This window comes from Acinetobacter sp. YH12218 (assembly GCF_013417925.1).
In the GTDB taxonomy this organism is placed as follows: domain Bacteria; phylum Pseudomonadota; class Gammaproteobacteria; order Pseudomonadales; family Moraxellaceae; genus Acinetobacter; species Acinetobacter amyesii.
Map to the genome: position 1 here is coordinate 97,677 of NZ_VPDB01000001.1, position 18,098 is coordinate 115,774.

The window sequence follows — 18,098 nt, forward strand, 5'->3', positions numbered from 1 at the left end:
TTCTTCTATTGGGTTGAAAGCAGCCTCTATAAAATCGCATTAATAATAAAAAACAATTTACCTGATGGAATGCAGGGATATGCGCTCATGCAATGGTAACATTTTAAACTTCAATCCTTTATAGTATGCATGCTGAAAAAAATGCAGGAAAATCCTCAGCTATGAATAATCAAACGTCTTCTCAGACTCAGGCACTGATCGAAGTGAAAAACCTGAGTTTTAAGCGAGGAGAGCGCGTCATTTATGACAATGTCAGTTTAAAAATTCGTCGTGGTCAGATCACTGCAATTATGGGTCCATCTGGTACAGGTAAAACGACTTTACTCCGTTTAATTGGTGGTCAATTGACTCCCGATAATGGAGAAGTGTTGCTTGATGGGCAGGACATTGCACAGATGTCACGTCAGGAACTCTTCGCTGCGCGTGCGCGTATGGGGATGCTGTTTCAGAGCGGCGCATTATTTACCGATATGTCGGTATATGAAAACGTAGCCTTTCCAATTCGTGCGCATACCAAGTTGCCAGAGCATTTGATCGCTGAAATTGTTGCGTTGAAATTAGAGTCTGTTGGTTTACGTGGTGCAGAAAAAATGATGCCCTCTGAACTTTCAGGTGGTATGAATCGTCGTGTGGCTTTGGCCCGTGCAATTGCACTCGATCCTGAGCTGATCATGTATGACGAACCCTTTGCAGGGCAGGACCCGATTGTGATGGGGGTTTTAACCCGCTTGATTCGTTCGCTACGTGAAGCTTTAGATTTAACCACCATTATTGTCTCGCATGATGTAGCTGAAACCTTATCAATTGCAGATTACATCTATGTGGTGGCTGAAGGGAAAGTGCAGGGCGAGGGAACACCTGAGCAGTTAAAAGCACATGCTTCGCCTTTTGTGAAGCAGTTCTTGACGGGTTCGGTAGAAGGTCCGGTCGATTATCAATTCAGTCATCAGCCCTATTTAAATCATGAGGTTCGTTCATGAATGCTATTGCCGCATTAGGTAGACGCGTCATTGAACGTGTTCGAGGAATCGGCGTAGCAACCATTATGTTGCTGCAGATTCTTTTTTCCATGCCGACTTTACTTGGCGTGAAATTGTTTATTTATCAGATGTACCGTGTTGGTGTGCTTTCATTACTGATTATTGTGGTATCTGGCTTATTTATTGGCTCGGTACTGGGTTTGCAGATGTATAGCATTCTGTCGACCTTTGGTAGTGAAGCGATGCTCGGCACAGCCGTTGCACTGACTTTACTGCGTGAACTTGCACCTGTGGTTGCGGCTTTACTCTTTGCAGGTCGTGCAGGTTCTGCTTTGACGGCTGAAATTGGTTTGATGAAAGCCACTGAGCAGTTGTCGAGTATGGAAATGATCGGGGTCGATCCATTAAAACGAGTGATCTCGCCTCGACTTTGGGCTGGTATTTTTAGCTTGCCAATGTTGTCGGTGATTTTCGCTGCGGTCGGCATCATGGGCGGTAAATTGGTGGGTGTTGATTTTCTGGGTGCAGATGAAGGCTCTTATTGGAGTGGCATCGAGAACAGTGTGCAATTCTTTAAAGACGTCTTTAATGGCACCATCATCAAAAGTTTTGTTTTTGCATTAATTTGTACATGGATTGCGGTCTATCAGGGTTATGCCTGTGTCCCAACTTCAGAAGGTATTGCAACGTCGACCACACGTACAGTCGTGTATTCTTCGTTGTGTGTTTTAGGATCAGATTTCGTGTTGACTGCGGTCATGTTCGGAGGTATTTAATGAAATCACGTACGAGTGAACTGGCCGTCGGTTTTTTTGTCATTCTTTTTGCTATCGCTATTTTCTTCTTGGCGATGCGTGTGAGTGGTTTGGTCGGCAATAACATCGAAGACAGTTATGAATTGACCGCGACATTTGAAAATGTAAACGGGATTAAACCCCGTGCCAAAGTCACCTTAAGCGGTGTCAAAGTCGGTCAAGTGGAGTCGTTGAAACTCGATCCTGTGACGCGCTTAGTGACAGCACATCTGATTATGGATGGCTCATTAACCTCTTATAACGCAGAACAATTAAAAGAAGTGCAAAAGAATGCACTCGAAGAACTGCGTTACACATCAGATTATGAAGCAGCAACACCTGCGAAACAAAAAGAAATGGAACAGCAACTGATTGCTAACATGAAATCCATCACCAATATCGATGAAGATGCTTACATTATGGTGGCAACCAATGGTTTATTGGGCGAGAAATATTTGAAAATTGTACCGGGTGGTGGTGTCAACTTCTTAAAACGTGGTGACCAAATTGGTAATACCCAAGGTACGATGGAAATCGAAGATTTGGTGTCTAAATTTGTGACCGGTGGTGCAGGGAACAAATCTGACAGCACAGCAGAAGCTGAACAAAAAACAGAAGCTGCTGACACAACAACGGCAGAAGAACCTGCATTTGTTGAATAATTTTTAGGAGAAATTAAGTGAACACATTGTTAAAACATACGCTTACAGCAAGTATCTTATCAACTATGATGGCAGGTACAGCTTTTGCTGCTCCAAGCGAAGCACCACCTGCATTTGTAAAAAAAGTGGCTGATGGCCTCATTACACGTTTAAAAGCAGATCACGCAAAACTACAAAATAACCCTGCAGCTGTGAAAACGATTGTTCGTCAAAACTTAGACCCGTATATCGATTCACAAGCGTTCACACGTATCGTGATGGGTACGTATGCAACGAATCAATACAGCTCAGCGGCTCAACGTGCGCAGTTTGAACGTAACTTCCGTGCAACGCTGATCGAAAATTATGGTTCAGCTTTTGCCAAGTTTAGTAACCAAACGTATAGCATGCGTCCATATAAAGCGTCGAACAGTAAGAACCCTGTTGTAACGATTGATTTCCATAACAACGGTGAAAAAATTCCAGTCTCTTTCCAGTTGGCGGATAAAGGTTCACAATGGAAAATCCGTAATATCAACGTTTCGGGTATCGACCTAGGCTTACAATTCCGTAATCAGTTTGCGGCAACTGTAAAACGTAATGGCGGTAACATTGATAAAGCAATTGCGAACTTCAAACCTGATGCTGACGCAGCATTGGACAAGAAAAAATAAGATAGGTGATGTGTGATTAAACTTCATCAACAAGAATTGATGGTTTCAGGCAAAATCGATTACAACAATGCCGAATTGTATTATCAAGACGGCTTGAAGTTGATTCAACAACAGCAAGCTTTTCCCTTAGTGGTCAATCTTGCTGAGCTTGAGCATGGCAGTACTTTGGCTTTAGCTGTTTTGGTCCGTTGGTTACGTCAAACGCCAAAAGCGCAAGGTTTGCAGTTTAAAGCAGTCCCTGAAAAAATGATGAAGATTATTCAAGCCTGTCATCTTGAGCATGACTTGCAATTGATCTAAATAAAAAAAGCACCGTAAGGTGCTTTTTTTATTGCAGTGCGATAAGAAGTTCTCGCAAGTCTACGCAATAGGAACGGATTAAATCCATTTCTTCCAGCGGAAGTACATCAATGGGCCAATAAAGAATGCCACGATGATTAAGCTGACCACGATAAAACTGGTTGTACCATGTGCGAAGGGCAGTACATCGGTGTTCATCCCATAGACGCTAGCCACTAACATCGGTGGCGCAAGCATACTTGGTAAAATCGAGAATCGACGAATCGTATCATTCTGTTCGGTGTTAATGAACCCTGAGGTGGTATCCAGTAAGAATCGAACCTTTTGGAACAAGAAGGCATCATGCTCAACAAGTGAGCGTACGTCTTCACTGAGTTCTCGGATGTCGGCATCATAAATATGACTGCCCAAGGCGCGAGGACGTGACAGGAAGGTGAGAACACGACGTAAATCGATCAGACACAGCTGTGCTTTCCCGAGCATATCTTCTAAATGTGCAAGTCGGGTAATCATGTCATCTAAGTCTAAAATCATCTCACGATGACGGTTATTCAGCACTTCTGTGGAATACTTTTCTAAGTCCTTGTGGATATCTTCCAAGATATCCGCAAGCTCATCGAGTTTGGCTTCTAAAAGACCCAATAAAATCCAAGTTGGATCTTTATAGTCAATTTCATAGTCATTACGACGCGCACGGGCACGAAAGGCACGGAAAGCCACCAGCTTTTCACCCCGTAAAGTGAATAAGCGCTCTTTATGCAAAATAAAGGCAACCGTTTGTACGGTAGCTAAGGTGCTGGCATTTTCTTCGGGTTCGCCATCGACCTGAAAATTTTTATTTTTCGTTAAAAAATAGGTGCTGATGTGCAAAATACCGTCGTCATCACGGTAGAATCGTGCACTCGACGAAATATCTTCTAATGATTTTAATGTAGGTAAATTTTGATCATAGGCATCCATAATCCATTGCTGTTCTTCCTGGGATGGGGCAATGAGATCGAGCCAGACTAAATCCTGATGTAAATCGAAGTCACCATTGATGGTGACATCTTCTAAGCTACCGCGCTCTGTCGCGTAAAAGGCTTCAAGCATGTTGTCTTTTCCCCTTACGCAGTAAGTTAAAAATGAATGGGTGTATTTTAGACAAGGATTTGCTGAAAAACACTGTTCTAATGCTTAATTTATGAAAAAATCTGTTTAAAGTTGATTTTTCCAGCATAGTACTCCTGATCTGATGGTGATTATAAATGAAATCTATCGCAATTTTCTGTAGTTCCGCCCTTGGTAACAATCCTATCTATTTACAGGTTGCTGAAAAAGTCGGTCGTCATTTAGCGGCCCAAGGTATTACATTAGTCTATGGTGGTGGCCGTTCAGGTTTGATGGGGGTTGTGGCAGATAGTGCTTTGCGTGCAGGTGGGCAAGTCATTGGGGTGATTCCAAAAGTCTTGGTCGATAAAGAATTGGCACATCCAGATTTAACCGAATTGCATGTGGTAGAAAATATGCAACAACGGAAAACCAAAATGTCTGAACTCTCGGATGGTTTTGTGGCGATTCCAGGTGGAGCAGGGACTTTAGAGGAAATTTTTGAGCAGTGGACGTGGGCTCAATTGGGCATTCATTTAAAGCCATGTGCCTTTCTCAATGTAGATGGTTTTTATGACGATTTATTGAATTTTCTAAAAACAACTGCAGAAAAAGGCTTTACCCATCCGCGTTTTATCGAAGGCTTAATTGCAGAAGATAATATTGAAACGATTGTTGAGAAATTTCAACATTTCACTGCGCCAGAGCCGAAATGGGGCATGGTTGAACGTACAGCTTTTATTGCGGATTTGGAACAAGATTGATGAAAACCATAACCGTTGCCGCAGCCATTATTTTAAATGAACAGCATGAACTCTTAGTGGTTCGTAAAAAGCACACGGCATTCTTTATGCAAGTGGGTGGTAAATTAGAACCCAATGAAGCCCCTGAAATTACCATGCTGCGTGAAATTCAGGAAGAAATAGGCTGCGCTGCGCAGATTGAGCAATTCATTGGTCGTTTTGAAACGGCAGCTGCCAACGAAGCCGATCATCTACTGGTGAGTTATGTCTATTTAGTTCAGTTGCAAGGTGAACCGAAAATTGATGCGGAAATTGCAGCGATGCAATGGGTCAGCTTAGATGATACACAAACAAAACTCGCACCTTTAACACGTGAGGTGGTGATTCCTTGGGTGAAGCAGCAGGCGCGATCTCTTGCTGAAAGCTAAACCGCTTAGCTTGCTCAGTTTCTTTATTAGTGGTTGATGTTAGAAACTAAGGCTGTGCCGCAGCAATGCATGCGGCATATACCTGCGTGCAATGTAGCTGATGTAACAGTTTGCTTAATGCATGGATTGAACTTCCCGTGGTCACCACATCATCAATGATGAGGACTTTACGGAAACGGCGTTTTTCAGTTGGGTCGATAATAAATTGCTGTTCGATATTTTCTAGGCGTTCTAGCCGACTTAAACCTTTTTGAGCGTGCTGTGCTTGACGAATCACTGGTTGCCAAACAGGGATGCGCAATTGCTTTGCCATCATGTGTGCAACGAGCAGCATTTGGTTGTATCCACGGTCCTTGAGGCGTTCAACTGAAATAGGCATGGGAACAATGGCCTGAACTCGAGCTAAGCGCATGCTTAAAAGGCTCTGTGCCAGTAAATTTTGATAGTGCAATTGTTGTTCATACTTATAGCTTTGGATGATGCGATCTATTGGGAAATCATAGTGAAAGGCACAAGAGATGCTGTGTTCATGGCGATCAACTACTTGTTTAAACCAAGGCAATTGTTCCCAACAATCGGTACAAAGCGAATGATGTTGTTGTCGATCGATACCACAGAGCAAGCAAGGGGAAACGCTCTGCATCCCTTTTTGGATGTAGTGTTGGATAGATTGGAGCATGTTTTTATTCTAATCATTCTTTTTTGTGTATTTTGCACAGTTTGTGGTGAAGTGCAATCACGACACCACAGAAACCTGTTCGACAAGCTTATTCGTTAAAGCCAATCTGTATAATTAGGATGATCGAACCATCATCCTAATTATACATAGGCATAACGGGGTGCTTCAGGCAGCCATCGTTTTAAAAGCGCTTGAGCCTGTGCAGGATAATCATTTAGGACTTGTTGAGCCACATAGTGTGCCTGATTGAGTAAATGATCATCTCGCTCCAATTTGGCTACACGAAAGCCCATATCGCCTGTTTGTTTAGTGCCGAGGAGCTCGCCGGGACCACGAATTTCCAAATCTTTTTCAGCAATGATAAAGCCATCATTGGTCTCGCGCATGATGCGTAAACGCTCTTGCCCATTTTGCGATAAGGGATTTTTATACAGCAAGGCACAGAAACTGGCTTTGGCACCACGTCCTACACGACCACGTAGCTGATGCAATTGTGAAAGCCCTAAACGCTCTGCATTTTCAATCACCATGATTGAGGCGTTCGGGACGTCAACACCGACTTCAATGACGGTGGTTGCAATCAGTAATTGCAATTCATTATTTTTAAATTGCTGCATCACTGCTTGCTTTTCATCGGCCTTCATTTTGCCGTGAACAAGGCCAATATTGAGGTCTGGAAAGCGTTCTTTAATTTCATTAAAAGTCGCTTCAGCGGCCTGAGCATCTAAGGTTTCGGATTGTTCCACTAAGGTACAGACCCAATAGGCTTGTTTACCTTCAGCACAATTGCTGGCAATCCGCTGTAGTACTTCTTCACGACGGTCAAGTGGAATAGTGACTGTTTGAATCGGTGTACGACCGGGTGGCAGTTCATCAATGACGGAGGTGTCTAAATCGCCATAAGCCGACATGGCCAAGGTACGAGGAATAGGGGTTGCCGTCATCACAAGTTGATGCGGTGTCATGCCATTGAGACCTTTGTTCCGAAGTGCCAAACGCTGATCGACACCAAAACGGTGTTGTTCATCAATAATCACTAAACCCAATTTGGCAAATTGTACATTGTCTTGAAATAAAGCATGTGTGCCGACCACTAAATTGGCTGAACCATCTTGAATACTTTGTTCTGCAGCAGCTCGAGCTTTCCCTTTTTGTTTGCCGGAAAGCCAAGACACAGTTAGACCCATAGGCTCAAACCATTTTTTGAAATTTAGATAATGTTGTTCGGCCAAAATTTCTGTCGGCGCCATCATGGCCACTTGCCAACCTTCCTCGAGCGCATGACAGGCTGCAACGCCTGCGACTAGGGTTTTACCTGCACCTACATCACCTTGTACGAGTCGTAGCATAGGTTTGTTCTTTTTCAGATCGACCGCAATTTCTTTGGACACGCGTTTTTGTGCGCCGGTCATTTCAAACGGTAGTGTACTTAAAAGTTGTTTGGTGAAGTTCTTACTTGTAGAGAATGACGGTGCTTCGATTTGTTGAATATAAGCACGGCGGCTGAGCAAACTGACCTGATGGGCAACCAATTCTTCGAAAATTAAACGTTGCTGTGCAGGATGAGAACCGTGGCTCAGTTGCAACATATTGGCATCGACAGGGGGGTGATGAATATAGTCCAGCGCTTGTTTTAGGGCATAGCCATTGGTGAATTTTTCCGGCAATAATTCAGGTAAGTCATCACTATATAACTGTAGTGCTTGTTTGACATATTCACGCAGTTTGGGCTGTGTTAAGCCTTCGGTTGCAGGGTAAATCGCAGTGAGTTGGGTTTGTGGTAAAGGTGTGTGTTCAGTAATCACCTGTAGTTCAGGATGATACATTTCTAAGCCACGAGCACCAACACGGACTTCACCAAAAATCCGTAAACGATTCCCTGGTTTCACCCGATCAGTAATGCCTTTGTAAATATGGTAAAAACGTAAAGTAACTTTGCCACAATCGTCATCCAGTAGGGCGGCCATCGATTTGCGCTTACCGGGAGGAAAGTCGATACTTTTGACCGTGCCTTCTAGTAAATAACTGCGACCCACGGTCAATTGGTTCATGGGGATGATCGTGCTACGATCTTCATAGTCGCGTGGCAGATGAAACAAAAGATCATCTGTTGTGAAAATATTTAGTTTTTCAAGTAAAGCAGCGGCGGCATTGCCAACCCCTTGCAATTGATGGACGGCAGCCATGTCCCCTCAACTTCGGTTTCTATGATCTAAATGGATCAGTTCTGAGAATAGGTCGTTTGATGCATATTCTATTTATCGGTTATGGTAAAACATCGCAACGTGTTGCTAAACAATTATTTCAGCAAGGTCACCAAATTACCACAGTGAGTCGTAGTGCGAAAGAGGATGATTTTGCAGAACATTTAATCCAAGATATTCACCAACTGGATTTATCGCAGGTTCAACCGATTGATGCTGTCTATGTTCTTTTGGCTCCTGCACGTCATGCTCAATTCAATGCTGTGGATGCTTACCGACATACTTATGTCGATTCTGTACAGCCAATTGTTCAAGCATTAGCACATCATCCAATACAATGTTTAATCGTGGTGTCGTCCACTCGTGTCTATGGTGAGCATGCGGGGGAGCGCATTGATGATGACACTGTGCCACAACCGATCGATGAGCAGGGGATGTTGTTACGCGAAATGGAGCATCGCTACTCACAAGCATTTCCTACCGAATGCGTGATTGTACGTCCATCTGGGATTTATGGCACATCGACAACACGAATGCAGAAACTGGCAGAAACGACTCATCGCTATCCCAATATCCATTGGTCAAATCGAATACATATCGATGATTTGGCAAAATTTCTGTGTCACCTACTTCACGTGGAACATCCTGAAAAATCATATATTTGTACTAATAACCAACCTCAACCTTTGCATGAGCGAATCTTGGAATTGCAAAGAGCTATGCATTTACCCGAATTGGTTTTAGAGAGCGACGCAGAAACAGGGAAAAAGATTTATGCAACGCGAATGATGGAGAGCAATTTTAAGTTGGTATACGATTGATTGTGATGTGCAGTGTAAAATTGGCGTGACGTATAAAATTTAGTGCAGCTTGGTGAGTATTAAAAGAAATTCTATAAATGAATAAGATAGGTCTTTTACAACATGTATTGTTCAAATTTTCGGATGGATCTCAAAGGATAAAAATTAAATAATGACAAAATCATTTGCAGAACTTACTCAGAATTTACCCCATAGACCGATTCTGGAAAAAGCTTTGAGTTATTTTGAGAATTTACCAAAGATCGCGATGGATTGTGGTTGTGGTGCAGGAAATGAATCATCATTTCTACTCCGACATCATTTTAAAGTATATACATTTGATCCATCTGTTGACGCTAAAAATATCTGTCTAAGTAAATTTAAAGACAATAAGAATTTTTTTATTTTCTAATCAGGCCTTTGAAGACTATAGCTTTCCTGAAGCTAGTTTAATTATTGCTTTACTCAGTTTATTTTTTGTTCAACGGATTCGCTTGGAAGTGTTTTAAAGAAAATGCAGGAATCCTTAAGTGAGTAAGGCATCTTACTCATACAACTGTTAGGGAAAGATGATGATTGGGTAAATAATTTTTCTGAAAAATTTATAGGTTTTGAACAGGAAGAGCTTAAACAATTGTTTGATGCGGACTTTGATATTATTTATATCGATGAATTTAAAGGCAATAAACCGCTAGCCAATGGAACTCCAAAATTTTGGAATGTATATACCTTAATTTAAAAAAAGAAAATATTAAATACTTTTGTATAGTCCAAAAAAAAAGAGACAAGTTTTTTACAACTTGTCCCTGATTTTGCTCATCTTCTTCCGCTTTTATGACGAAAAAATCAGAACGGTTTATTTCTTCTTACGTTTCAAGCGTTTTTTGGCTTGTTCCGCAGCAACTTTATCAAGTGCTTCTTTTAACTCTTCATCACTAAAGGTCGTAATGTGCTGCAACATTTGCAGTGTCACATCATCCAAAACGAGGTTGGCATATTGCGCAACATTTTGGAAATTTTCATCAAACACAATGGCGTTGTTTTCATTGGTGCTGATATAACCTTGTTGTGTTAAGACTTTAATAAAGCTTTGGAATAAGGCTTTATCAAAGAATTCAGGCGAGTTAAATTCATACAACACAGACAGACGTTGACCAACCAAGTGGCTGAGTTCTTCAACCTGACGCGTCGAGATATTACCCGAACCACGTTGTGTGATTAAAGCCAAAGTCATGTAGTAACGCTCTAGACTTTGCATCACGGGTGCAGCCAAGACCACTAACTGATTGTGCTGCTCTGAGTTAGGCGCAGGGGAGATCAGGTTGCCTTCAGCATCTTCAGAAATTAGCTTGGCTTTGATCAGCACTTCAGCATACGCACAGATCTGATCTTTAAGCTCTTCATCATTCCATTTGAGGAATAACTCAGCTTTTAAGAACGGATACAGTGTACGAATGACATTAATCAAATCACCACGGCGAATAGAACCATTATGTTCAACTAAAGCGGCAATGAGTGATGGCAAAATAAATGCGTGCAGGATGTTGTTACGGAAGTAGGTTAACAGCACCGCTTGATTATCAGCAATGGCAATAATATCGCCAAGGACATGATTAACACGTTTAATCAGCTTGAGTTTCAAGCCATAAGCAATGATTTCTTTACCCGATAGCGGTGTCACTTGCATGCGTTCATCGTAAGGTAAGGCATTTAAAAGATTGCGATAGGTATCTAACTGCTTAATGCAAATCTCTTCATCTAAAGTATGTTTAGATGTCGCCAATAAAATCAGTGAAAGCAATGAAACCGGGTTCACCACTGCTGCACGGTTAATATTTTCTAAAATCACGTGTGCAGAGCTGTTAATGGCATCCGAAACTTCTGGCGGAATTGGATCGTCATTTTTCTCGATTTTGATGTTGCTTGCATTGTGCTGTTTCAACATATCATCAAGGAAAACTGGCTCACCAAAGTTCAAATGAACTTTACCGAAAATACGTTCGATCTTACGCAGAGTTTTCATAATCCCGATGATTGATTCGCCTTCTTTTGGCTTACCATTCATTTCACCAACGTAGGTCGCACCTTCCATTAAACGCTCATAGCCAATATAGGTCGGTAAGAACACGATCGGTTTGGCTGGATTACGTAAATGACCATGGACAGTCATCGCGAGCATGCCAGTCTTCGGTGGTAATAAGCGACCAGTACGTGAACGACCCCCTTCGATGAAGTATTCAAGTGGTGTATTACGCGCCAAAATACTGTAGAGGTATTCTTTAAATACAGTGGTGTAGAGACCATTGCCACGGAATGAGCGACGAATAAAGAACGCACCGCCACCACGTAAAATTTGTCCTACAAATGGCATGTTCAAGTTATCGCCCGCAGCAATGTACGGCACCATCAAGCCACGCTTATAGATCACATATGACAATAATAAATAGTCGATATGGCTACGATGACATGGGGTGTAAATGATCTCGTAGTCTTTGGCCAGTTCACGAACGGTACTGAAGTTATGTACTTCTACGCCATCATAAAGCTGTGTCCATAGGCGAGTCAGTGCTAAGTCAGCAAAACGTACTGTTGATGCAGAATAGTCAGAAACGATTTCATTTAAATAACCAATCGCACGACGTTCAGCTTCAACCATGCTGATTTTACTGCGAATGCTTTCACGACGAATCGCATCTTGCACATCCGTAGATTTGATCAGGCCATGCATTACATTACGACGGTCGGATAAATCCGGACCCAAAACTACTTCACGCTGCGCATCTAAATAATCATTCAGTGTGCTAACAATATAAGTCGCAGGTGACAAGTTTGGATGTGTAGTTTTGGCATATTCAACCAAACGACGCAAAGACTGTGGCTCATGGAATTCGAGGTACGATTGACGACCGTGCAAACCAATATTCACCAACTGCTTCACTTTGCTTGGTGTAGACCATGTATCGGTAAATAATAATTTAAACCAAGAATCTTCTTTGTCGGGTTCACGGCCCCACAGCACGGTTACAGGAACGAGCTCAACATCCGCATCAGGATTTTTTTCCAAAACCTCAATTAAACGCAATAAACGAGGTGGAAAGGCATGTGGCGGTGGATTGAGTAAGTTGTCTTCATCATGATGTTGTAAAAACACCACAGATGCTTTTTCTGTTTGCGTACCCACAGTCATTGGGTCGAGTGCAGGGTGTAGCTTTAAACGACGGGTTTCACCATCGACAATTAAAGCATTACTTCGTGAATGATTTTGCAGAACGTAGCAGGTAATTTTCGTTGTCTTTACGCCGGTATCTGTATCGGTTTCAGTCACTACAGGTTCTACAGGGACTTCACCTAAAACATGCGGTGTTACCACAAGGTCAAGCAGTTTACTCGAAAGCTTTCGATACATCTGACCAAAGCCGCTCTTGGACATACAAACTCCTACTTTTCATGACCAAACCACAGAAATTCTGAGGGGAATCTATTCTGCGTAATTGTACTTAAAAACTGTATGTCATTTTCTGACAAATTGCATAGATATTGTAAGATTTTATCGTTAAAAAACGTATTTTTAGCAGTTATATTGCATCAGCAAGGTGACAGATCAGTCAGCGAATCTTTAGGGTTTTAGTCTGGATTTATGGCAAAATGGAAAACATATTTAAACATCTGTTGATGTTGCCTGCGTTAGCTTAATCCCGAATGATAGATAGGTTTGTTATGAATGCCTTAACACAAGAGTTGGTTGATTTACTCAGCCTTGAAAAATTAGAAGAAAATATTTTTCGTGGGCAAAGCCGAAATTTGGTCGGGAAACGTGTCTTTGGCGGACAGGTTTTAGGTCAGGCGCTACGTGCGGCATCTTATACGACAGATCGACCTGCTCATTCTTTACATGCCTATTTCTTATTTGGCGGTGATATCAGTGCACCAATCATTTATGAAGTGGATCGTATTCGCGATGGACGCAGTTTTGTGAGTCGTCAGGTTCGTGCGATTCAACATGGTAAAACTATTTTTATGTGTATGGTGTCATTTGCAGAGCAAGAAGAAGGGTTGAACTACCAAGTTGCAGAGCCAGAATATCCAGCTGTAGAGGATTTAAAATCTGAAGCTGAGCTAAAACGGATGATGGTAGAGTTTGTCCCTGAAAACGTCCGTACGTCTTTTATGCGCGACCGTCATGTAGAAATTCGCCCGATTGATCCACAAAACCCGTACCAACCGCAGCCTGCTGCGCCATCGTATGCACACTATATTCGTACCCATGACACGATTGCTGCCGATGTTGATGACATCTCTTTACATCAGGCCATTGCAGCATTCTATTCAGACTTTACGCTGATGACGACTGCACTACGTCCACATGGTTTAAGTTATTTATCACCAAGTTTGCAGTGTGCCAGTATTGACCATGCCATGTATTTCCATAAGCCATTCCGTGTAGATGAATGGATGCTTTATGACATGGATGCCACAGTCAGCGCTAGTTCACGTGGTCTAAATTTTGGTCGCATGTGGCAAAACGGTGAGCTGGTCTGTAGTACGACACAAGAAGGCTTGATCCGTTTACGCGAAATTGAAACCCAATAAGTTTTGAACAAGATGTGTTAAGTCGTAAAAGCTGAATACTGAAAAAACCGAATCAGAAGATTCGGTTTTTTATTACCTTTATTTATCTGTATGAGCCTACTCGTAGATTTGATCTATCTCATTAGTGTCTTTTGGCATAGGTTAAATTAAGCTGAATTCGGGCTTTGCAGAAATGCAGCAGTACATGTGACAAAAAATTCCTCGATTCCCAGTGGGGCGCATGGCATAGTGCCTGAATAAAGGATGATAAATGCAAGGCACAATGAGCTTAAATACGCAGATTTTAATTGCCGCAATATTGGGTGTGGCATTTGGCTTTTTATTAATTCAGTTTCCAGAGACGCAGTTTTTATCCGCCAGCCTGTATGGCTTGGGGATTGCCAGTAGTATTTTTATTGGTTTGCTGAAAATGATCTTGGTTCCGTTGATCTTTAGTTCGATTGTGGTGGGGGTATCGAATTTACAAGCGGGTGGTCAGCTGAGTCGAACGTGGAAAATTACCTTAGCGTGCTGCGTCACCACCACAACTTTGGCACTGATCTTGGGTCTAGCATGCGCGCATATTTTTAAAGTCGGGCAGGGCGTGGACATCGTCATGTTCCAAGATGCAATGCAACAGCATCAGAGCCCTGACACCCTCACAGCAGGTTCATTCTTTACCAATTTTATTCAAAATACACTGATCAATCCGTTTAAAGCCTTTAGTGATGGCAACGTACTCGCAGTTGTGGTGTTTTCACTATTTCTCGGTGTGGCCTTGGTCAAAGGCGGTGAAAAATTTCGAAGTGTGAGAAAGCTCAGTCAGCAATTTTTTGACATCATGATGATGATCATCGGCTGGGTGATGAAGCTTGCACCGATTGGCATTTTTGCATTATTGGCTAAATTGATTGCTACAGAAGATATTTCGGTGTTGAGTCGCCTCGCGGAGTTTGCTGCCGTAGTCACAGGGACGACGATTTTCCATGGGGCAGTGGTGTTACCTCTGCTGCTATGGATTTTTGGGAAAATGAGCCCACTGACATTTTTTAGAGGAACACGAGCTGCCTTAATCACTGCTTTTGCAACCAGTTCAAGTTCAGCAACGATGCCACTCTCGATGAAATGTGCGCAGGAAAATTTAGGCGTACGTCCTCAAACAGCAGGTTTTGTGATTCCATTGGGTACGCAATTGAATATGGATGGTACGGCGCTGTATGAAGCTGCTGCGGCATTATTTATTGCTAACTTGATGGGCTTAGATTTAACCTTGGGTCAGCAGTTAATTGTCTGTGCAACCGCCATGATTGCGTCACTCGGCGCACCGGGCATTCCAAGTGCTGGAATGGTGACGATGATTATGGTTTTACAATCGGTTGGGCTTCCTGCAGAAGCCATTGCGATATTGCTGCCGATCGATCGTCTATTGGATACGGTACGGACTGTGGTGAACGTACAGGGCGATATGATGATTAGTGTGGTGGTTGATCGTCATACGCGAGATGTAGATGAACCAGCGTTGTCGAATTAAATAGATAAAGCACTAAAATGTGGGTTGTAGACGATCTCCCACAGATGCCCATCTAAGTCTTGAAAATAGCCTGCATAACCACCGTAAAACGTGGGCAGTGCGGGTTTAATTGTTTTTGCACCTGCGCGTTGGGCTTGTTTCATGATTTGATCGACGGCTGCAGGACTGTTGACGTTATGTCCGAGAGACATTTGCGTTGGACAAAACGCTGATGTACTGATTCCGGTGTCATGACTCAGGCTATCTTGTGGCCAGAGTACGAGCTTTAAACCGTGTTGTAAATCAAAAAATGCCACAGCGCCATGTTCAAACTCAGTCCCAATAATCCCTGCGCTATTTAGACCTAAACCCTCCTGATAAAACGCGAATGCAGCGTGTAAATCTTTCACAGCCAGTGTAATAACGGAGATGTGAGCGTGCATGGAGATGCTCCTGAACGGTGTATTTTTATTTTAGGATAAGGCTGAGTATAAATACATTTTAAAGAGAATAGGGAACTTGGAATAACTGTACTTTAAACATCGAACTTATGAGCCTATCCATCTTGAGTGTGTTGATTGCTCAGTAAAAAAATGGAGCGTAATGGATGTGAGCACAAAAAAAGCAGGGCGAACCCTGCTTAATACAGATTTTAAAGTAGTGTTTAAGCAACTTTCAGTGCGGCGCGTTTTGCAGCAGGAGAGTTGTCGAGATAGGCAATCGCATCTTCAGTTTTTGCTTCATGTACAGGATCGTACCAAGGCATTAAATACCCCAATTGCTGCGACACTAACCAAAGTGGATGTGGCAATAAGCGATTGTCTTTTTGCGCGATACGCGCCCATTCACGCCAAATCCACGGTTTATATACGGCAGGTTTAATCGATGCATAGCGCGAGTCTTGCTGCATGATATGTGCTGCACCATCGACCCATAGACCAAGTACGGCAGCAATCACGATCACACTTTGATAATAGCGAGAAATATAGCCCCCACCGAGATGACGATACAAATCAAAAGCCACGGTACGATGTTCTATTTCTTCTGCGCCATGCCATTTTACTAGATCGAGCATATTCGGATCGGCACCGAGGCGTTCCCACTCTTTATTATATAAAGCATATTTGCCTAGTACACAGGTCATGTGTTCAACCGTTGCAATCACCCCTAAACGAAAGAGATCCCACTGATGATCTAAAGCTTTGGGTACGTTGAGCCCTAAAGGTTGGTCTGCAAGCAGTTTGCCAAAGAGAAAATCCATGATTTCAAGGTTGCGTTGAATACTGATATTGCGCTGAGACAGATATTCTTTATTGGCAGAGTTATGCGCCTGAGCATGCATAGCTTCTTGGCGGATAAATGCTTTAACGTCCTCGGCTAGTTTTTCATCTCTAATTTGTGGCAATACTTTGTTATACAGACGGCAAAACCAAAACTCACCAGCCGGTAAGATCATATTAATTTCATTAATAAAATAGCTGACAAAAGGTTGATTGGGCACCCAGTCAACTTGGGTATCTTGCCACTCAAATTTCACTTTACGTGGTTTAATTTTATATTCGATTGATGATCCAAGTTTTGTGTTTTTCAAGCGGGAGAGTAATTTCATGACCTATCCTTGTTTTTATGTGATCGAGTGCACATCTGATGTATTCAGTATCCAAAAAAAATCCTGCATTGTGATTAGCAATACAGGACATTTCATTATCTTCAGAAGATACTTTTTGTCAGACAATCATTCTTGTGCTGACTTTAAAATTACTCGATTAGTGGTCTGAATTTTTGCCTTCAGTTTGGGGTAAGTCTTCAGATGTAGTGTGGAAGTCATCGAATGCTTCCGCGTCTGCATCGATTTCAATATCATCTTCTGATGCTTCAGGGATGCTGTCGAGATCAAACTCTGTCGATTGTTCTAGAGTGAAGTTGAGACGACCCGCCATGACACTCGCTAATTCTTCTAAACCTTGTTTATTCAATGATGAGAACAATTGGATAGAGAAGTTTAGCTTCATTTTTTTCAATGCTGCTTTCACTTCTTGTAGTGCTTTAGAGGCTGGGCCACGGTTTAATTTATCTGATTTGGTCAGGAGTACATGTACGAACAATTTACGTGAATGTGCCCATTCCAACATCATGACGTCAAAGTGTTGTAGTGGATGACGGATATCCATCAACAGCACAAGACCTTGTAAACTTTCACGGTGTATCAGATAGTTTTCTAACTCTTTTTGCCACACGATTTTCATCGCTTCAGGTACAGCGGCATAGCCATAACCAGGCAAGTCGACCAAACGCTGATCAGGATTTCCTAGACTGAAAAAGTTGATCATTTGGGTACGACCCGGTTTTTTCGACGCACGAGCCAATTGTTTTTGATTAGTGAGCGCATTAATGGCACTCGACTTACCTGCATTAGAACGACCTGCAAAGGCAATTTCATAGCCGGTATCTTCAACGCAGAGGTTGAGTTTAGGCGCACTCATTAAGAACTCAGCTTTGCGTAGCCAGTTGAGCGAGCGCACAGCATATTCAGTAATCGCAGAGTCTACTTTTTTCTCATAAGTAATCTTTTGCTTCGGCGCATTGGCCGCTTTACTGTTTCGTGATTTTCCTCTGTGCTGATGCATAACCCAACTTCAATAACTGATTTAACGACATGCATTATAAAGGAAGTCGGGCAGGCAAGC

General features: G+C 42.5%; 18 protein-coding genes. 11 read left to right on the forward strand and 7 right to left on the reverse strand.

The features are described from left to right. The first annotated feature begins 161 nt into the window (after positions 1-161). From FTV03_RS00475 to FTV03_RS00495, 5 genes are read left to right on the forward strand one after another with little or no spacing between them, the layout of a single operon-like run. On the forward strand, positions 162-980 hold the full coding sequence (locus tag FTV03_RS00475; RefSeq protein ID WP_218947263.1) for an ABC transporter ATP-binding protein: 819 nt from the start codon (positions 162-164) through the stop codon (positions 978-980). Continuing rightward, positions 977-1,756 carry a lipid asymmetry maintenance ABC transporter permease subunit MlaE gene (gene mlaE / locus FTV03_RS00480; protein WP_078189301.1) on the forward strand — a complete coding sequence of 260 codons (780 nt, stop codon included), beginning with the start codon at positions 977-979 and terminating at the stop codon, positions 1,754-1,756. Before FTV03_RS00475 ends, mlaE begins: the two co-directional genes overlap by 4 nt. Then, the gene (locus FTV03_RS00485; RefSeq protein WP_078189300.1) at positions 1,756-2,436 is read left to right on the forward strand and encodes an outer membrane lipid asymmetry maintenance protein MlaD; all 681 of its coding nucleotides are present in this window, start codon (positions 1,756-1,758) and stop codon (positions 2,434-2,436) included. The genes mlaE and FTV03_RS00485 overlap by 1 nt, the downstream gene beginning before the upstream one ends. Positions 2,437-2,453: 17 nt before the next feature. Further along, complete coding sequence (locus tag FTV03_RS00490) at positions 2,454-3,089, forward strand: phospholipid-binding protein MlaC (protein ID WP_078189299.1); 636 nt, start codon at positions 2,454-2,456, stop codon at positions 3,087-3,089. A gap of 39 nt (positions 3,090-3,128) precedes the next feature. Continuing rightward, positions 3,129-3,389, forward strand: a complete 261-nt coding sequence (locus FTV03_RS00495) for a lipid asymmetry maintenance protein MlaB (protein ID WP_218945760.1) — start codon at positions 3,129-3,131, stop codon at positions 3,387-3,389. A 78-nt stretch (positions 3,390-3,467) separates the two neighbouring features. Here FTV03_RS00495 and FTV03_RS00500 read toward each other — a convergent pair whose 3' ends face one another. Next, positions 3,468-4,481 carry a CorA family divalent cation transporter gene (locus FTV03_RS00500; protein ID WP_078189297.1) on the reverse strand — a complete coding sequence of 338 codons (1,014 nt, stop codon included), beginning with the start codon at positions 4,479-4,481 and terminating at the stop codon, positions 3,468-3,470. A gap of 155 nt (positions 4,482-4,636) precedes the next feature. Here FTV03_RS00500 and FTV03_RS00505 point away from each other — a divergent pair, with 155 nt between their 5' ends. Further along, complete coding sequence (locus tag FTV03_RS00505; protein ID WP_180039462.1) at positions 4,637-5,242, forward strand: TIGR00730 family Rossman fold protein; 606 nt, start codon at positions 4,637-4,639, stop codon at positions 5,240-5,242. Further along, on the forward strand, positions 5,242-5,649 hold the full coding sequence (locus FTV03_RS00510) for an NUDIX domain-containing protein (RefSeq protein WP_180021593.1): 408 nt from the start codon (positions 5,242-5,244) through the stop codon (positions 5,647-5,649). Before FTV03_RS00505 ends, FTV03_RS00510 begins: the two co-directional genes overlap by 1 nt. 46 nt (positions 5,650-5,695) lie before the next feature. Here FTV03_RS00510 and FTV03_RS00515 read toward each other — a convergent pair whose 3' ends face one another. Together FTV03_RS00515 and recG are read right to left on the reverse strand one after the other, a co-directional pair. Beyond that, positions 5,696-6,328: a ComF family protein gene (locus tag FTV03_RS00515; RefSeq protein ID WP_180039464.1), complete on the reverse strand. Its 633-nt coding sequence runs from the start codon at positions 6,326-6,328 to the stop codon at positions 5,696-5,698. A 140-nt stretch (positions 6,329-6,468) separates the two neighbouring features. After that, positions 6,469-8,514, reverse strand: a complete 2,046-nt coding sequence (gene recG, locus FTV03_RS00520; protein WP_180039466.1) for an ATP-dependent DNA helicase RecG — start codon at positions 8,512-8,514, stop codon at positions 6,469-6,471. A 59-nt stretch (positions 8,515-8,573) separates the two neighbouring features. Here recG and FTV03_RS00525 point away from each other — a divergent pair, with 59 nt between their 5' ends. Together FTV03_RS00525 and FTV03_RS17845 are read left to right on the forward strand one after the other, a co-directional pair. Next, complete coding sequence (locus FTV03_RS00525; protein ID WP_180039468.1) at positions 8,574-9,353, forward strand: NAD-dependent epimerase/dehydratase family protein; 780 nt, start codon at positions 8,574-8,576, stop codon at positions 9,351-9,353. Positions 9,354-9,504: 151 nt separating this feature from the next. Then, positions 9,505-9,744, forward strand: coding sequence for a class I SAM-dependent methyltransferase (locus FTV03_RS17845; protein WP_257220642.1), 240 nt, complete (start codon positions 9,505-9,507; stop codon positions 9,742-9,744). A 444-nt stretch (positions 9,745-10,188) separates the two neighbouring features. Here FTV03_RS17845 and plsB read toward each other — a convergent pair whose 3' ends face one another. Beyond that, positions 10,189-12,762: a glycerol-3-phosphate 1-O-acyltransferase PlsB gene (gene plsB / locus FTV03_RS00535; protein WP_180039470.1), complete on the reverse strand. Its 2,574-nt coding sequence runs from the start codon at positions 12,760-12,762 to the stop codon at positions 10,189-10,191. A gap of 287 nt (positions 12,763-13,049) precedes the next feature. Here plsB and FTV03_RS00540 point away from each other — a divergent pair, with 287 nt between their 5' ends. Both FTV03_RS00540 and FTV03_RS00545 read left to right on the forward strand, forming a co-directional pair. Further along, positions 13,050-13,922: an acyl-CoA thioesterase II gene (locus tag FTV03_RS00540; protein WP_111885408.1), complete on the forward strand. Its 873-nt coding sequence runs from the start codon at positions 13,050-13,052 to the stop codon at positions 13,920-13,922. A gap of 250 nt (positions 13,923-14,172) precedes the next feature. Next, a complete protein-coding gene (locus FTV03_RS00545) occupies positions 14,173-15,432 on the forward strand; it encodes a dicarboxylate/amino acid:cation symporter (protein WP_171525930.1) in 1,260 nt (419 codons plus the stop codon). Here FTV03_RS00545 and FTV03_RS00550 read toward each other — a convergent pair. From FTV03_RS00550 to yihA, 3 genes are all read right to left on the reverse strand, one after another. Next, the gene (locus FTV03_RS00550; protein WP_180039472.1) at positions 15,429-15,854 is read right to left on the reverse strand and encodes a VOC family protein; all 426 of its coding nucleotides are present in this window, start codon (positions 15,852-15,854) and stop codon (positions 15,429-15,431) included. The two genes, FTV03_RS00545 and FTV03_RS00550, sit on opposite strands and share 4 nt — an antisense overlap. 221 nt (positions 15,855-16,075) lie before the next feature. After that, complete coding sequence (locus FTV03_RS00555) at positions 16,076-17,020, reverse strand: metal-dependent hydrolase (RefSeq protein ID WP_180021608.1); 945 nt, start codon at positions 17,018-17,020, stop codon at positions 16,076-16,078. A 157-nt stretch (positions 17,021-17,177) separates the two neighbouring features. Beyond that, a complete protein-coding gene (gene yihA / locus FTV03_RS00560; protein WP_180039474.1) occupies positions 17,178-18,038 on the reverse strand; it encodes a ribosome biogenesis GTP-binding protein YihA/YsxC in 861 nt (286 codons plus the stop codon). Between the last annotated feature and the right edge of the window lie 60 nt (positions 18,039-18,098).

Coding starts and splice junctions, on each gene's coding strand:
- FTV03_RS00475 (WP_218947263.1), top strand. CDS start 162: ATGAATAATCAAACGTCTTCTCAGACTCAGGCACTGATCGAAGTGAAA.
- mlaE (WP_078189301.1), top strand. CDS start 977: ATGAATGCTATTGCCGCATTAGGTAGACGCGTCATTGAACGTGTTCGA.
- FTV03_RS00485 (WP_078189300.1), top strand. CDS start 1,756: ATGAAATCACGTACGAGTGAACTGGCCGTCGGTTTTTTTGTCATTCTT.
- FTV03_RS00495 (WP_218945760.1), top strand. CDS start 3,129: ATGGTTTCAGGCAAAATCGATTACAACAATGCCGAATTGTATTATCAA.
- FTV03_RS00500 (WP_078189297.1), bottom strand. CDS start 4,481: ATGCTTGAAGCCTTTTACGCGACAGAGCGCGGTAGCTTAGAAGATGTC.
- FTV03_RS00505 (WP_180039462.1), top strand. CDS start 4,637: ATGAAATCTATCGCAATTTTCTGTAGTTCCGCCCTTGGTAACAATCCT.
- FTV03_RS00510 (WP_180021593.1), top strand. CDS start 5,242: ATGAAAACCATAACCGTTGCCGCAGCCATTATTTTAAATGAACAGCAT.
- FTV03_RS00515 (WP_180039464.1), bottom strand. CDS start 6,328: ATGCTCCAATCTATCCAACACTACATCCAAAAAGGGATGCAGAGCGTT.
- recG (WP_180039466.1), bottom strand. CDS start 8,514: ATGGCTGCCGTCCATCAATTGCAAGGGGTTGGCAATGCCGCCGCTGCT.
- FTV03_RS00525 (WP_180039468.1), top strand. CDS start 8,574: ATGCATATTCTATTTATCGGTTATGGTAAAACATCGCAACGTGTTGCT.
- FTV03_RS17845 (WP_257220642.1), top strand. CDS start 9,505: ATGACAAAATCATTTGCAGAACTTACTCAGAATTTACCCCATAGACCG.
- plsB (WP_180039470.1), bottom strand. CDS start 12,762: ATGTCCAAGAGCGGCTTTGGTCAGATGTATCGAAAGCTTTCGAGTAAA.
- FTV03_RS00540 (WP_111885408.1), top strand. CDS start 13,050: ATGAATGCCTTAACACAAGAGTTGGTTGATTTACTCAGCCTTGAAAAA.
- FTV03_RS00545 (WP_171525930.1), top strand. CDS start 14,173: ATGCAAGGCACAATGAGCTTAAATACGCAGATTTTAATTGCCGCAATA.
- FTV03_RS00550 (WP_180039472.1), bottom strand. CDS start 15,854: ATGCACGCTCACATCTCCGTTATTACACTGGCTGTGAAAGATTTACAC.
- FTV03_RS00555 (WP_180021608.1), bottom strand. CDS start 17,020: ATGAAATTACTCTCCCGCTTGAAAAACACAAAACTTGGATCATCAATC.
- yihA (WP_180039474.1), bottom strand. CDS start 18,038: ATGCATCAGCACAGAGGAAAATCACGAAACAGTAAAGCGGCCAATGCG.